This is a genomic window from Cohnella sp. GbtcB17 (assembly GCF_019091135.1).
In the GTDB taxonomy this organism is placed as follows: domain Bacteria; phylum Bacillota; class Bacilli; order Paenibacillales; family Paenibacillaceae; genus Cohnella.
The window spans coordinates 40864-56623 of record NZ_JAGXJW010000040.1 but is presented as its reverse complement, the minus strand read 5'-3'; the positions used below and the strand labels follow the sequence as shown (position 1 = coordinate 56623).

Genomic DNA, 15760 nt, shown 5'->3' with positions numbered 1-15760 from the left:
TTCGGGGATGTTGCAGGTATGGAGTGGGTACGATATTAGCGATTGACAGGCGGCAGGCAAGCTTTTATGCTAAGAGAGTCTTATAAATACAACTTAGATCTAAGATAGATACTATGAGGTGAGATGATCTTATGAGTTCGGCCGTTGTGCGTGCGACCTATCGCATCGAGACCCCTTATCCGCTTGAGCGGGCGGCGGCTGTCATCGCCGGCGAGCAATCGACCGGCACCTTCGTAGCCGTGCCGGGCGAGACCGACCGTCTTAAAGCCCTGCATGCGGCGCGCATTTCTTCTATTGAAGAGGAGGCGCCCGTGGCCGCGCCGTCGCTGCCTGGCGCGAAGACGCCTGCAGGGGAAGGTGCCGTATTCAATCGCGGCAAGGTGACGCTTGAATTTCCGCTCGCGAACTTCGGACCGTCGATACCGAATCTGCTGGCAACGGTTGCCGGCAATTTGTTCGAGCTGCAAGAAGTATCGGGCCTGCGGCTGCTCGATCTGGAGCTGCCGGACGACTTCGCTCGGCGTTATGGCGGGCCGCGGTTCGGCGTCGCCGGCACGCGCGAGCTGACGGGCGTATACGGAAGGCCGATCGTCGGCACGATCGTAAAGCCGAGCATCGGGCTCAGTCCCGAAGAACTGGCGTCGCTAGTCGGACGGCTATGCGAGGCGGGTCTCGACTTTATCAAGGACGACGAGCTGAACGCGGATCCGCCGTTCGCCACGCTGGAGCAAAAGGTCAAGGCGGTCATGCCGGTCATCGAACGGGCTGCCGACCGCGCCGGCCGGAAGGTGATGTATGCCTTCAACATTACCGGCGATATCGAGGAGCTGAAGCGCAGGCACGAGCTGGTGGTTTCCCACGGCGGCACCTGCGTGATGGCGAGCGTGCAAAGCATAGGCTTTGCGGGTTTGGCTTACCTGCGCTCGTTCAGCGAGGTGCCCATTCACGCGCATCGCAACGGGTGGGGCATGCTGACGCGCCATCCGATGCTGGGCATGTCGTTTGCGGCTTATCAGAAGCTGGCCCGGCTCGCCGGCGCCGATCATCTGCATGTCAATGCGCTCGATAGCAAATTTTACGAGAGCAACGAATCCGTCATCGCCTCCGTTCGCGCGCTCCGTACGCCGCTGGCCGGAACCGAAAGCTGCATGCCGGTGCTCTCCTCCGGCCAATCGGCCGCGACGGCGGAGACGACATACCGGGAGCTCGGTACAGTCGATCTGATGAACATTGCGGGCGGCGGCATTATCGCCCATCCCGACGGGGCTGCGGCCGGTGTCGCCAGCATGCATCAAGCTTGGGAAGCGGCGCTGGCGGGTGTGCCCGCGGAGCAATACGCTAAGACCCGGAGCGAGCTGCGGCGCGCGCTGGAAGCGTTCGGGAGGCGGCCGTGAACGGCGCCTCCGAACGGCGTCCGACGTTAGAACCGCTGCTGATGGCCTACTACGGCGACGATTTTACCGGAACGACCGATTCGCTCGAAGCACTCGCGGCCGCGGGAATTCCGGCTGCGATGTTCCTCGAACCGCCCTCGGCAAGCTTGCTTCGGGAGCGATTCCCGCATATTCGCGCCTTCGGCGTGGCCGGCGTCGGGCGTTCTTTGTCGCCGTCGGAGATGGCGCGGGAGCTGCCCCCGACGTTCGAGGCTCTAAGCCGTAGCGGCGCACCGATCGTGCATTACAAGCTCTGCTCGACATTCGACTCGTCGCCGCAGCTTGGCAGCATCGGCAAGGCGATCGACCTAGCGCTCGAGACGTTCGACGGGCAAAGCTATGCGCCGCTGCTCGTCGGCGTGCCGCAGCTGCGCAGGTACACCGTTTTCGGCCAGCACTTCGCCGCGTTCGGCGCGGATGTCGTGCGGCTCGACCGGCATCCGACAATGTCTGCCCACCCGGCGACGCCGATGGACGAAGCCGACCTTCGACTCCATCTGGCCAAGCAGACCGACAAGCGAATCGCGCTCCTCAGCATACTGGACCTGGACGGACCACCGGAGAGCGTCGCGCAGACGTTTGACGCGAAGCTGGCGGACAATCCCGGCATCGTGCTGTTCGACGTGCTCGACGAAGCGCGGCTGCGAGGTGCCGGCAGGCTGCTTGCCAGGGAGGCGCGGCGAGGCGTCCGGTTCGTCGCCGGTTCCTCGGGCGTGCAATACGCGCTGGCGGCGCATTGGCGGGAGACGGGCGAGGTAGAGACCGCTGCGTCGCTGCTCCGGCCTTCCGAGCCTGTCGATCAGCTGCTGGCCGTCTCCGGGAGCTGCTCGCCCGTTACCGAATCGCAGATCCGGCATGCGCTCTCCAGCGGCTTTACGGGTGTTCGCGTCCATCCCGAGTCCTTTCTGTCGGATGCCGAAGGCGCCCGCGCGGCGATTTTGTCGCAAGCGGAAGACGTCTGGCGAGCGGGCGGCAGCCCGCTTCTTTATACGGCGCTCGGCGGAGAAGGGCTTGACGTGGGCGAGCTTAAACGGCTCATGCGCGAAGCGGGCATCGTATCGCCCGATACCGGACGCTTGATCGGGGAGCAGTTGGGCAAGGTCGCGCGCACGTTCGTCGAGCGCTGGCGTCCGCGGCGGATGATTGTCGCCGGCGGCGACACGTCGGGCTATGTCGCCAGGGAGCTCGGCATCCTCGGCCTTGAATGTCTGACGCCGATCGCGCCGGGCGGTCCGCTATGCCTCGCGCACGGCGCCGGTCCGGGCGCAGACGGCCTGGAGCTGGCGCTGAAGGGCGGACAGGTCGGGCAGGACGATTATTTTGAACGCGTCCAGCTCGGGCGATAAAGGGCGGGGCGTGAGCGCTCTTCCGGCAAGACCGGCCGCATAGCGCCGCAGCCCGCTCGAATTTATATAGAAGCGTTCGAGCATTCATCATACAATCGGAAAGAAGGAACCCAACATGGCAATTATCGCGCTGATCGGCGCCGGCGGCAAAATGGGCGGAAGAATCTCCGACCGTTTGTCCGGTGGAAGCCACCAAGTTTATTATGTAGAAAACGGAGAGCGCGGCAGAGCGAATATGAGCGCGCGCGGCCTTACGCCCAGCAGTCTGGACGAGGCGGCCGCAAGCGCGGACGTCGTCGTTCTCGCGGTGCCGGATACGGCGATTCGCGTCGTGGCTTCGCAAGCCGTGCCGCTTATGAAAAGCGGCGCCATGCTGATGCTGCTCGACCCGGCGGCGGCATATGCCGGGCATCTGCCGGAGCGCGAAGACATCGCCTACTTCGTCGCGCATCCTTGCCATCCGCCGGTATTCGGCGACGAGGACGATCCCGAAGCGCGCCGCGACTTCTTCGGCGGCATCAAGGCGAAGCAGGCGATCGTATGTGCGCTCATGCAGGGCGAAGAGGCGGACTATGCACGCGGCGAGGCGCTGGGCCGCGAGATCTACGCGCCCGTCATGCGCAGCCACCGGATGACGGTAGAGCAGATGGCGACGCTCGAGCCCGGCATGGCGGAGACGATCGGCGCGAGCGCGGCGATGTTTCTGCGCGGCGCCATGGACGAGGCGATTCGGCGGGGCGTGCCGGCCGAAGCCGCGCGCGATTTTATGCTCGGACATATCCATATCGAGCTGGCCATCGCCTTCGGCGAAGCCGGCAATCCGTTCTCCGACGCCTGCCAGGTCGCCATGGCATACGGCCGCGAAGCCTGGCTGAAGCCGGGCTGGGAGCGGCTGCTTTCGCCGGAGAGCGTGCGCGAGCAAGTGGACATCATGCTGGCGCCGCGTGGCGACGCGGTTTGATTCATATTTCAAGGGGGAAGCGCCCGTGATTATAGACGTACATGCCCATCTGGGGACGGACCGCGTATTCGACGAGGAGTTCACCGAACGCGAGCAATGGGACAAGATTGAAAATTTCGGCATCGACTTCACGATTCTGCAGCCGGCGCTCGTGCACACGCTGGAGGAAGTGAAGGCGCAGCACGATGCCATCGCGGCGCTCGTCCGTAGCCATCCGGACCGGTTCGCCGGCATGGCGAACCCGAATCCGCATCTGCCGGACGACGTCTACGAGGCCGAAGTGCGGCGCTGCGTCGAAACGCTCGGCTTCGTCGGCATCAAGCTTCATACATCCGCGCATGCGGTCAATCCGACGAGCCGGGACGGCCGCAAAGTGTTCGAATGGGGTCGCAGGCTCGGCGTACCCGTCATGGTGCATACCGGCGCGGGCATCCCTTTCGCGAATCCAAGCCATCTGATCCCGGTCGCGCAGTCGTACCCGGACGTGAACATCGTCATCGCGCATTGCGGCATGATGGTGCTCGCGGGCGAGACGCACATCGCGATGCAGGCCTGCCCGAACCTGTACGCCGACATCACGTGGACGGGCGGCTTTCTCATCCGGCATTGGGTGCGCGAGCTCGGCGCGGAACGCTTCATGTTCGGCACCGACCATGCGGACAACTGCGGCACGGAGCTCGCCAAGGTGGGTACGAGCGACCTGACGGCGGAGGAGCAGAACTGGCTGCTGTATCGCTCCGCGCTCCGCGTCTACGGCTTGCAGGATCGGGTTGGGAGGGCGGAATCGTGAGCAAACTCTGGCGGGTTGGCGTCGTGGGCACCGGTTACTGGAGCGAGCATCATCTGAACGCGTGGAACGCCATTCCAGGCGCGCGCGTCGCCGCGCTCTGCAACCGCAGTCCGGACAAGCTGGCGGCACGGGCAGCTCAGTTCGGCATACCTGCCGAGCGGACCTACGCGTCGCTGGACGATATGCTGGCGGCGGACGAGATCGATGTCGTCGATATCGTTACGGGACCCGAGACGCATCTCGAACTGGTCGTCAAGGCGGCGCGGGCGGGCAAGCATATCATGTGCCAAAAACCTTTCGCGGCTTCGATGGATGAAGCGAAGGCGATGGTCGCGGCGGCCGAGGCTGCCGGCGTGCGCCTCATGGTCACCGAAAACTGGCGCTGGCTCGAGCCGAACCGGCTTATCAGGCAACTGCTGGACGAGGGCGCCGTCGGGCAGGTTCGAATGGCGCGATATACGCACACGGACTTTTATACGCCGCGGATGGCGCCGGGCAAGGCGCTGCCGCAGCCGTTCTTCCGTGAAATGCCGCGGCTGCTGTTCTACGAGATGGGCGCCCATTGGTTCGATACGTGGCGATTCCTGTTCGGCGAATCCGACCGGCTGTATGCGCAGATGCTCCGCGTGAGTCCTCATATCGCCGGCGAAGACAGCGGCATCGTCACGCTGTCAAGCGGCAGCTTTGCGGGCCTTATGGACATGAGCTGGGCGACCCGCGGCGCACTGGACGGTCCCGTCGAAGATGCCGTCAGGCCCGCTCATCGCGAGCAGCTGATCGTCGAGGGCGAGCTCGCGACGATCAAGCTGTACCGAAGCGGCCGGCTCGCCTTGATCGGCGACGACGGCGCCGAGCGGACCGTGCGGGAGCGGACGGTGCTCGACCACGCTGCGAGCCACGTCCGTCTGCAGACGCATTTTATCGATCGTCTCAACGACGGAGCGCCATTTGAGACGGAGGGCGCCGACAATCTGCGCACGCTGGCTCTTATGTTCGCCGCCTACGAGAGCGCACGGACCCATCTGCCCGTCTCGCCTGCGGACATGCTATAATGACACATTATGCCGGGGGGAGTGGGAAGCGTTGAACGTCAATCCGGGAGGCGCCCAAAGCGCGCCGCTGCTAAAGGAGAAAGCCTATGCGGCCATCAAGCAGGCGATCATGGACGAGGTGTTCCCGCCGGGCGGCTTCTTGTCGGAGAAAAAGCTGATCGACTTTCTTGGCATGAGCAAGACGCCGATCAAGTCGGCGCTCGACCGGCTGGAATCCGAGGGATTCGTGACCGTATCGCCGAAGCAGGGCGTGCTCATCCGCGAGCTGTCGGTCTCCAAGGCGCGGGATATGTTCGAGCTGCGCGAGGCGATCGAGTGCTTTGTGTGCGCGCGCGTTGCCGGACGTCTGCGGCCACAGGCGCTCGAAGCGCTTCGTGTCTCCCTGGCGCGGCAGCGGGAAGCGGCCGAGGCGGGCGACGAGATCGCCTTTACCCGGGAGGACATCACGTTTCACACGCTGCTGTGCGCGAGCGCGGGGAATACCGAATTCGAGACGCTTATGCAAAATTATCAGGCGCATCTATATCGCTTCACCCTCGGCGTGCTTCGCCGCGTGCCGGATCGGATGCGGGCGGCGCTCGACGATCATGAAGCGATCGTCGACTTGCTGGCGGATGGAGAAGCGGAGGAGGCGACCGAAAGGATGCGGGCGCATCTCGATTTCGGCAAAAAGGTGCTGACCGGCTGAAGCGCGAATTACGCGACATTTCCGTGCAGCTCCAGCCCCCGTGCGGCTCTCCATGGAGCTGCACATCCTTCCCGTCCGATCTGCGGTAATCCCGCGACAACGGCCCAAGTGTCATCCCTTCCAACAATCTGGCCGCGAATCGCATCGCGAGCAACAATAAAGCCGCCTCTGTCCGTTCGCTGCGGAATCATGCGCGAACCAACAGGCCGCAGGCGGCTTTTTTTGTGCGCGCAAGCGGGAAAGATAAGAAGAGGTAAAGACAGGACAATCGATGTAAAGCTTCGATTATTGAGGATGCATGCAACCCCTTACATAATAAAAGCAAGAGGAACGAGCAGCTCCTCCCATCATCAAAGGGGGCAACGACATGAATCCGAATCTCAGAAAATACGGCAAGCTGGCGTCCGCGGCTACGGCGTTCGCGCTGGTGCTGACGGCATGCGCGGGCGGGGGCAACGACGCGAACAACGCAAATGCGAACGGCAACGGAAAGTCCGGCGCCTCGGCAGGCGCAAGTGAAGACAGCAGCATCCCGCTCGATCCGTTCGGCAAATATCCCGAGCCCGTCACGATCAGCTACAGCAAATACCAGGGCCAGGAAGTCAAGTTCGAGGGCAGCGACACAATCGACGACAATCCGATCATCCGTGAATATAAGGACAAGCTGAACATCAACGTTAAAAACGCCTGGGTCGTCAAAGGAACCGGCGATCAATACGACCAGAAGATGAACGTCGTCATCGCGTCCAACGAGCTTCCCGATCTCATGTACGTTAACGCCCAGCAGCTCAAGCAGCTCGTCGAGGCCGATCTCGTTCAGGATCTCGGTCCGCTGCTCGAGAAGTACGGCTCGCCGTTCGCCAAGGACGTCATGACCCAGGACGGCGGCAACGCGCTCAAGTCCGCCACGTTCGACGGCAAGCTGTATGCCATCCCGCAGACCGGCTCGAACATCGATTCGACGCCGATTCTGTGGATCCGCGAGGATTGGCGCAAGAAGCTCGGCCTGCCCGAGCCGAAGACGGCGGAAGACTTCTTCAAGCTGTCGGAGGCGTTCACGAAGCAGGACCCGGACGGCAACGGCAAAAACGATACGTTCGGACTTGGCTTAAGCAAGGATCTATGGGGCGGCATGCCCGGCCTCGAAGGCTTCTTCAATATGTATCACGCCTTCCCGAGCATCTGGGTCAAAGGAGCGGACGGCAAGCTCGTCTACGGCTCGGTGCAGCCCGAGGTCAAGCCGGCGCTGGCCAAGCTGAGCGAGCTGTACAAGGACGGCCAGATCGATCCCGAGTTCGCCTCCAAGGACGGCGGCAAAGTCGCCGAAGCCGCGACGAGCGGCAAGCTCGGCATGTACTTCGGCGCGATGTGGACGCCGCTGTGGCCGCTGCAGGACGGCAAGAAGCAAAATCCGGACATGGAATGGCAAGCGTACGCAGTTCCGTCTGCTGACGCCGAGCCGGCCAAGGTAAGCGCCGCGTTTCCGGTAGGCCACTACTTTGCCGTACGCAAGGGCTACGACCACCCGGAAGTCGCGATTAAGCTGCTCAACCTCGACATGGAGCGCCAGTGGGGCTCGCTTTACGATCCGGTCAAATATTGGAGCAAGGATCGTACGATCGAGTATCGCAAGTACGCCGTCTATCCCGAAGCCGAACCGAGCCGTCGCAACCTGAATACGCACATCGCGATGGTCGAAGCGCTCGCATCCAAAGACCCGTCCAAGCTGAACACGGAGGACAAGGACCGCTACGATCAGATTACGGCTTATTTGGAAAAGGGAGATCTGACCGGCTGGGCGAACGAACGCGTCTTCGGCAACACAAGCTCCTTTACCGTCATCGAGAACTACGTCAAAAACAATCTCGTCAACGACAACGCCTTCTACGGCGCGCCGACCGAAGCGATGGGCGAGAAGTCCGCGGCGCTCGGCAAGATGCAGCTCGAGAGCTTCACCAAGATTATAATGGGCGCGGCATCGCCGGATACGTTCGACAAGTACGTCACCGACTGGTCCAAGCTCGGCGGCAGCGAAATTACGGAGCAGGTCAACGCCTGGAAGGCGTCCAATCCGTAATCTGCCGGAGCAAGTTTGGCGAAGGCGACAAGTATAGAAAGCCGCATGCAAGCTGCGGGACGGAGGGCGGCACGGTCGCCGTTCTCCGTCCCGATCGCGGCGGCGCGTAGGAGGAGAGAGAGACAATGGCTCAATTCGCCAGAAAATTCCGACAAATACCGCTCCACCTGATGCTGCTGCCCGGCGTTATTCTCGTGTTTATTTACAGCTACCTGCCGATGGCGGGCATCGCGATCGGTTTTCAAAAGTTCATGCCCTCCAAGGGCATGTTCGGCTCCAAGTGGACGGGACTCGATAATCTCCATTATATGCTGAATATGCCGGGAATCGGCCGCGTCGTCTTCAATACGATCTACATCGCCTCCATGAAGATCGCGCTCGGCCAGATTTTCCCGATCGTCATAGCGCTGCTGCTGAACGAGATCGTCAGGCAAAAGTTCAAGAAGATCGTGCAAACGCTCATTTATTTGCCGCATTTTTTGTCCTGGATCATCCTCGGCGGAATTCTGGTGGACATTTTGTCTCCGGGACAAGGGATCGTCAATCAGTTTCTCGGACTGTTCGGCGTGAAACCGATCTATTTTCTGGGCGACAACGACTGGTTCCCCTATACGCTCGTCGTCACCGACATCTGGAAGGAATTCGGCTTTAATACGATCGTCTACCTGGCCGCGCTTACCGCGATTAATCCTTCGCTGTACGAGGCCGCCTACATGGACGGCGCGGGCCGCTGGAAGCAAACGTGGCATGTGACGCTGCCGGGCATGATGCCGATCATCGTACTGCTGGCGACGCTGAGTCTCGGCAACGTGCTGAACGCCGGCTTCGACCAGGTATTCAATTTGTACGGTCCTGCCGTGTACGAGAGCGGGGACATCATCGATACGCTCGTCTACCGGACCGGTCTCGTCGACATGCAGTACGGCGTCGCGACGATCGTCGGTCTGTTCAAGTCCGTCGTTTCTCTTATCCTGATCAGCGTTTCGTACTGGACGGCGTACCGGTTCGCCAACTACCGGATTTTCTAACCGAAAGGAGAATCGACATGTACGCCTACACCGCCGGCAGGCGGGCGTTCGAATACGCCAACTACGCGTTTTTGACGCTGCTGTCGCTCGCTTGCATTTTCCCGCTCGTGCACGTGCTCGCGATCTCGTTCAGCTCGAGCAGCGCCGCGACCGCAGGTCTCGTCACCTTCTGGCCGGTCGGCTTCACGACGAAGTCGTACCAGTATATTCTCGACGATCCGAGCTTTATCCGGTCGTTCGGCATCACGCTGGAGCGGGTCGCGCTCGGCACCGCCATCAACATGGTGCTCACCGTGCTGATCGCCTACCCGCTGTCCAAGGAGGCGCGTCAGTTCAAATTCAGAACCGTCTACGCCTGGTACTTCGTCTTCACGATTCTGCTCAGCGGCGGTCTGATTCCCTGGTACATGACCATCAAATCCACGGGCATCATGGACTCGATCTGGGCGCTCGTGCTGCCGGGCGCCGTCCCCGTGTTCAACGTCATCCTGCTGCTGAACTTTTTCCGCGGCTTGCCCAAGGAGCTCGAGGAGTCGGCCTTCATCGACGGCTCCGGCTACTGGGGGGCGCTCTGGCGCATTTATGTGCCGCTCTCGATGCCGTCGCTCGCGACGATATTGCTGTTTACGATCGTCGGCCACTGGAACGCCTGGTTCGACGGCCTGATTCTGATGAATTCGCCCGCCAACTATCCGCTGTCGACTTATTTGCAGACGATATTGACGAAAATCAATATGTCGTCGCTGAGCACGGACCAGATGAAGGCGCTCGCCGCCGTCTCCGACCGGACCGCAAAAGCGGCGCAAATTTTCCTTGGCGCGCTGCCGATCCTGATCGTCTATCCGTTTTTGCAGCGATTTTTCGTCAAAGGCATCGTCATGGGGAGCGTGAAGGAATAACCGTTCGCCGCTTGTCCGGTCTGCGATTCATGACCGATAATAGAAGGCATACGCCGACATCCGAGGAGCAGCCTTCATGACCCGACACCGTATCCTGCAGCGTCTTCGCTCGATCAACGCCAAGCTGATCATTACGTTTTTGGCCGCCCTTGCGCCGTTGTTTCTCGTCAGTCTTCAATTGAACCGTATGGGCGCGGACAGCGTCATGACACAGGTCAAGGAGTCGATGAGCTCGCGCGTCGGCTATTATCTCGATTCCCTCCAGAAGGCCGTGGACGGCATCTCGAGACTTCAGCGCCAATACGTCATCGACGAGGATATCCAAAAGCTGAGCGGCATCGCGCCGTCCATGAGTCCGTTCGAGCGGGCGATGGCGCAGCGGCGCGTACAGGACAAGATGATGCTGATGACGATCTCGAGCCCTTACGTGGCCGAGTCCCGCATCTTCATCCCGATGATCGGGAAGACGATCCTGTCGGGATCGGACGAAGGGGAGATGAGCCCATCGGACGTCAAGGCGGCCAAGCAGGCCGCCGTCACGCAGGACAAGCCGATCGCCCGACTGGGGGATCGGCTCGTCGTGCAATACATCTCGCCGAATCCGCAGATCGCGCCGGAAAAAACGTCCTTTATTATGCAGATCGATCTGTCTCGCGAGCAGATTATGATCGAGCTTGCCCAGCTGTCGGCAACCGAGGGCAGCGGGGCTGCGCTCATCAATCGCTCGCAGAGCTGGGCCGTATCGACGATGGACGACGACGACAAGGGGCCGGGAAGGGCGGCGGTCGAATTCGTGAACGCGCGCTTCGAGGAGGGCGTCCGGAGCGGGGAGGAGCGAATGCGGCTGAACGGCCGGACGTACCTCGTCGCCTTCGCATACTCGGAGGCGCTCCGCAGTTCTCTGATGCTGACGCTACCCGAATCGGCCTCTGTTGGGGATCTCGGACGATACCGCGTATGGCTGTGGGTGCTGTCGGGCTTGTCGCTGCTCACGATTTTGCTGTTCTCGTCCTCGCTCTACCGCGTCATTCACAAGCCGCTGCGCAGCATGGTATCGGCGTTCCGGCGGCTGGAGCGGGGAGACATGAGCGTACGGATCGGCATGAAGCGACAGGACGAATTCCAGTATTTATACACCCAGTTCAACATTACGGTCGACCGGCTGGGCTCCCTCATCGGCGAAGTGTACGAGAGCCGCATCATGCTGCAGCGTGCCGAGCTCAAGCAGCTGCAGCCTCAGATCAATCCGCACTTTTTGTACAATACGTATTTTCTCGTTCATCGGATGGCCAAGGCGTTCAAGACCGAGGAGGTGATCCGGGCGACCGAGTATTTGGGCATTTACTTCCGTCATATTACGCGCAGCGCCTCGGACGAGGTCCCGCTGGCGGACGAATACCGCCACATCGTCGTGTTCATGGAGCTTCAGGCGCTTCGGTACCGGGACCGGATCAAGGCCGAATTCGATCCGTTGCCCAGCGGCCTGGGCGAGCTGTCGGTGCCCCGCCTGCTGCTGCAGCCGATGATCGAGAACGTCTACCAGCACGGGTTAAAGAACAAGCTGGAGCAAGGCGTCCTGCGGGTAACCGTCTCCGAGGAGACGGACGGGACGGCGCCGTCCCGGATCGTCATCCATATCGAGGACAACGGGGAAGAGCTGACGGATGCCGCGCTGGAAGCGCTCGAGGGCAGCCTCGACGGGGCGCTTCCCGACGCGGAGATCACGGGCCTGCTGAACGTTCACCGGCGCGTCCGGCTGCGATACGGCGAAGACTTCGGGCTTAAGCTGTCGCGCAGTCCGCTCGGCGGTCTGCGCGCGACGCTCGCGATACCGGCGGCGCTCGCGAGGGTCGCGGGGAAAAGGGAGGAGGAAGCGCTTTGATTCGTTTGCTGATCGTCGACGACGAGCCCTACGTCGTCGAAGGCTTGACCGGCCTTCTGCAGGAGGCGGACATCCCGAATCTGGAGACGTACGGGGCGACCTCGTCGCGCGAGGCGCTCGAGCGCCTCGCCCGGACCCGGGTGGACATCGTTCTGTCCGACATCCACATGCCCGGCATGAACGGCCTGGAGCTGCAAAAGCGAATTCTCGCCCAGTGGCCGAAGTGCAAGGTCGTTTTTCTCACCGGACACGATACGTTCGAGTACGCCAAGGAAGCGCTGCGCCACGGCGCCTCGGACTACATTCTAAAAACCGACGGCGACGAAGAGATCGTCGCGGCCGTCCTGCGCACGATCGGCGAGCTCGAAGCGCAGCTCGAGCGCGATACGTATATGGCGCAGGCGCAGCGGCAAATGCGCAGCGCGCTGCCGTTGCTCCAGAAGGAGTTCTTGCTGGAGCTCCTTCGCCGGCCGCCGGCGTCCGCCGCGCAGCTCGGCGGGCAGCTGCGCGAGCTTGGCGTGCCGCTCTCCGCCTCGTCCGGCGTGCTGCTCGTCCAGAGCCGCATCCTCCAATGGCCCGAAGCGCTGAGCGCGTCGGACCGTACGTTGCTGCTGTTCGCGATTCGCAACATCGGCGAGGAATTCTGGTCCGCCGGCGCCTCGCTCGTCTCCTTCGCGTACGAGGGCAACCGAATCTCCTGGCTGCTTCAGCCATCCTCCGCTCCCGATGAAGACGTCGGGAGCGCCGCACAAGCACAGGAGCGGCTGAAGCATTTCGTATACGGCAATCTGGAGCCGATCCAGACGGCCTGCCGGAGTCTCCTGAAGCTGTCCGTCTCCTTCGTCATGGCATCGGCATGCGTGCCGTGGGAGACGCTGCCCGACAAGTCCGCGGCGCTCGACCTGATGTTCCACCGCAGCTTCGGGCCGCTCGAGGAACTGCTGCTGCTCGAGGGCGAGAACGCGGGGCTCGCGGCGGAGGGCGAGGGCATCGCGGCGCGGAGCGTGGCGAACCGGGCGGCTGCGCTCGCTTCGCTGCTCGATGCCGGCGAGCAACAAGCGTTCGCGGACGCGCTGCGGGCGCTCATGCTCGACGAGAGCCTGGCCGGCGCGACCGAAGCGGAGCGGATGACCGTCTATTATCAGCTCGTCGCCCTGTTTATGAACGATCTGATGCGCGGGGGGCTGTTCCGCAGCGTCGCGGAGCGGATCGATCTCGCGCGACTCACCCGCTACGAGTCGCACGCGACCTGGGAGGCTCGGCTCGTCTACTTCCTCAAGCTGGCGGAGGCGCTGTTCGAGGACCGCCGTTCGGGTCGGCAGCGGCTCGGCGACGAACTGATCGAAGCGGTCGGCGCCTATGTCGACAGCCATCTGTCGGGGGATTTGTCGCTCACCCGGCTGGGCGAAGTATTTTCGTTTAATGCCAGCTATCTGTCGCGCGTGTTCAAGCTGCATTCGGGCATCAATCTGACGGAGCATATTCTTGCCAAGCGGCTCCAGGAGGCCAAGCGGCTGCTCAGAGATACGAGCATGCAGGTGCAGGAGATTACGAAAGCCGTCGGCTTCGAATCGGCCCCGTATTTCATCCGCTTGTTCAAAAAGGAAACTGACATGACGCCGCAGCAATACCGGGAATGGGCCAAATAACGAGAGTCAAAAACGAAAGGGGAACGCAATCGTGAACAACCGGATTCAAATTTCGAAAGACCGCTCCTATTTGGAGCGAGCGGGCAAGCCGTTTTTTTATATCGCCGATACGGTGTGGAGCGTATTTTCCAACGCTACCCTCGAAGAGTGGGCGCAATATCTCGATTACCGGCGGAGCCAAGGCTTTAACGCGGTGCAAATCTCGATTTTGCCGATCATCCACGACGCCAGCGAATCGGTGCTCGGCATCGAGCCGTTTCACGCGCGGGAGGGCGGAGGCTGGGATTATGCGCATCCGAACGACGCATTTTTCGAGCGGGCGGGGACGATGGCGCGGATGGCGAGCGAGCGCGGCATTTTGCCTTGTCTGGTCGTGCTGTGGGGCAACTATGCGCCGGGCAACTGGATGAGCCGGCAGTCGGAGGGCTCGCACGTCATGCCGATCGAGACGGTGCGGCCGTATGCGGAACTTGTGGCCCGCACGTTCCTGCCTTATTCCCCGATGTACTTCATCAGCGGCGATACGAACTTCGAGTCGGAGGAGGCCGCGGCCGGCCATTATCTGGAGGCGCTGCGGGGCATCAAGGCGGTCGATCCCGATGCAATCGCTTCGCTGCATATGAATGGCGGCGCTTACGAGATACCGGCCGATCTCGAGCGGGAGCTTGACTTCTACGTGTATCAATCGAGCCACGATCCGGCGAGCCAGAACGGCGCTTATTTGCTGCCGGAGAAGTTTATGGCGAAAAGCGTGCGCCGGCCGGTGCTGAACGCGGAGCCGTGCTACGAGGGGATCGGGCATTTCGGCAAATACGGACGATTCCAGGCGTTCGACGTGCGCAAGGCGTTCTGGTGGAGCGTGCTGTCCGGCGCATCGGCGGGTTTCGCCTACGGCGCGCACGGCTTGTGGTCCTGGCACCGCAAGGAGACGGCGTTCAACAGCGAAGACTTTTACTTGACGCCGTTCGTCTGGTCGGAGGCGCTGCGGCTGGCCGGTGCCGCGGATGTCTCGCTTGGCGGCTGGTTAGTCGAAAAGTACGGCTTGTGCGGCATTCCCGCCGCCCAGGACAAGCTTGCCTTCGAATGTCCGGAAATTCGCGTCGCCGCTTGGCCTGACGACAGCGCCATTTTCGCCTATGTCCCTTACAGCCGCAAGCTCGCGCTTCGCGTCGACCCGGAGCGTTACCGCTTCGAAGCGTTCGACCTGGACCGCCGCCTGCCGATCGTCCTTGACGTGCGGGTTTGCCCGGAAGGCGCGCTCGTGGAGCTTCCCGAGACGAATGCCGATCTGTTGATCGCGGCGATACGGATCTGACGCGGTCTTCCTATGTATTTTACTTGGCTAACGATATACGATATATTATAGGGCAGACCTGCACAGTCAGCCTGCATAAGCCTTGAATAACAGACATCGGTCCCTTCCCTTTTGGGAAGAGACCGATTTTTGTCGTTGGACCGGGCAAGCGCCGAACAAGCGGCCCCGATTACTTGACGATCAGCACCGGCGTCTTGGCATGCTGCATGACGTTGTGGCTGACGCTGCCGAGCACGAACTCACGGATGCCGCCGAGCCCGCGGCTGCCGAGCACGATGAGGTCCGCGCCGTTGTCGCCGGCATAGTCGAGGATCGTGTTGGCCGGATCGCCGTCGATCAGCTTGAACGTCGCGTTGACCGTAGACGGTACGAGCGCCTTCGCTTCCTCGAGCACCTTGAACGAGTGATCCATGTATTGCTGGGACCAGTCGGCAGGCAAGGTGACCATGAAGTCGCCGTTGTTGACGAGCGGCACCTGGTAGACGTGCATCACCGTCAACGCTGCACCGTAGCTCTCCGCCAGCGCGGAGGCATGGGAGATCGCCTTTCGCGACAGATTCGAACCGTCGTACGCCACCAAAATGTTGTTGTAGCTCATCGATATGCCCTCCTCGCCGAATTATGTAACTTGTATAGGCCA

Annotated in this window: 13 protein-coding genes; 12 read left to right on the top strand and 1 reads right to left on the bottom strand. The window is 61.8% G+C overall.

The genetic code is table 11. The features are described from left to right. Window positions 1-131 precede the first annotated feature (131 nt). The 12 genes from KVT38_RS21350 to KVT38_RS21295 all read left to right on the top strand — a co-directional run bounded on the left by KVT38_RS21350 (window position 132) and on the right by KVT38_RS21295 (window position 15120). The gene (locus KVT38_RS21350; protein WP_217595773.1) at window positions 132-1394 is read left to right on the top strand and encodes a ribulose-bisphosphate carboxylase large subunit family protein; all 1263 of its coding nucleotides are present in this window, start codon (window positions 132-134) and stop codon (window positions 1392-1394) included. Next, window positions 1391-2779, top strand: a complete 1389-nt coding sequence (locus tag KVT38_RS21345; protein WP_368859143.1) for a four-carbon acid sugar kinase family protein — start codon at window positions 1391-1393, stop codon at window positions 2777-2779. The genes KVT38_RS21350 and KVT38_RS21345 overlap by 4 nt, the downstream gene beginning before the upstream one ends. Window positions 2780-2894: 115 nt before the next feature. Continuing rightward, on the top strand, window positions 2895-3740 hold the full coding sequence (locus tag KVT38_RS21340) for a phosphogluconate dehydrogenase C-terminal domain-containing protein (RefSeq protein ID WP_217595772.1): 846 nt from the start codon (window positions 2895-2897) through the stop codon (window positions 3738-3740). 25 nt (window positions 3741-3765) lie between these two features. Continuing rightward, complete coding sequence (locus KVT38_RS21335) at window positions 3766-4530, top strand: amidohydrolase family protein (protein ID WP_217595771.1); 765 nt, start codon at window positions 3766-3768, stop codon at window positions 4528-4530. Beyond that, entirely contained in the window at window positions 4527-5582 is a 1056-nt protein-coding gene (locus KVT38_RS21330) for a Gfo/Idh/MocA family protein (RefSeq protein WP_217595770.1), read from the top strand. The genes KVT38_RS21335 and KVT38_RS21330 overlap by 4 nt, the downstream gene beginning before the upstream one ends. 31 nt (window positions 5583-5613) lie before the next feature. Next, window positions 5614-6270, top strand: coding sequence for a GntR family transcriptional regulator (locus KVT38_RS21325; protein ID WP_217595769.1), 657 nt, complete (start codon window positions 5614-5616; stop codon window positions 6268-6270). A 367-nt stretch (window positions 6271-6637) separates the two neighbouring features. Beyond that, window positions 6638-8347 (top strand): extracellular solute-binding protein, encoded by a 1710-nt coding sequence (locus tag KVT38_RS21320; protein WP_217595768.1) that lies wholly within the window; start codon window positions 6638-6640, stop codon window positions 8345-8347. Window positions 8348-8472: 125 nt separating this feature from the next. After that, on the top strand, window positions 8473-9375 hold the full coding sequence (locus KVT38_RS21315) for an ABC transporter permease (RefSeq protein WP_217595767.1): 903 nt from the start codon (window positions 8473-8475) through the stop codon (window positions 9373-9375). A 17-nt stretch (window positions 9376-9392) separates the two neighbouring features. Further along, window positions 9393-10274, top strand: a complete 882-nt coding sequence (locus KVT38_RS21310) for a carbohydrate ABC transporter permease (protein WP_217595766.1) — start codon at window positions 9393-9395, stop codon at window positions 10272-10274. A gap of 76 nt (window positions 10275-10350) precedes the next feature. Beyond that, complete coding sequence (locus tag KVT38_RS21305; protein ID WP_217595765.1) at window positions 10351-12156, top strand: sensor histidine kinase; 1806 nt, start codon at window positions 10351-10353, stop codon at window positions 12154-12156. Further along, complete coding sequence (locus KVT38_RS21300; protein ID WP_217595764.1) at window positions 12153-13805, top strand: response regulator transcription factor; 1653 nt, start codon at window positions 12153-12155, stop codon at window positions 13803-13805. Before KVT38_RS21305 ends, KVT38_RS21300 begins: the two co-directional genes overlap by 4 nt. Window positions 13806-13836: 31 nt before the next feature. Then, window positions 13837-15120, top strand: a complete 1284-nt coding sequence (locus KVT38_RS21295; protein WP_217595763.1) for a glycoside hydrolase family 140 protein — start codon at window positions 13837-13839, stop codon at window positions 15118-15120. A 169-nt stretch (window positions 15121-15289) separates the two neighbouring features. On the opposite strand, the gene KVT38_RS21290 is transcribed toward KVT38_RS21295, so the two are convergent. Continuing rightward, the gene (locus tag KVT38_RS21290) at window positions 15290-15718 is read right to left on the bottom strand and encodes a universal stress protein (protein WP_217595762.1); all 429 of its coding nucleotides are present in this window, start codon (window positions 15716-15718) and stop codon (window positions 15290-15292) included. Window positions 15719-15760: the final 42 nt, after the last annotated feature.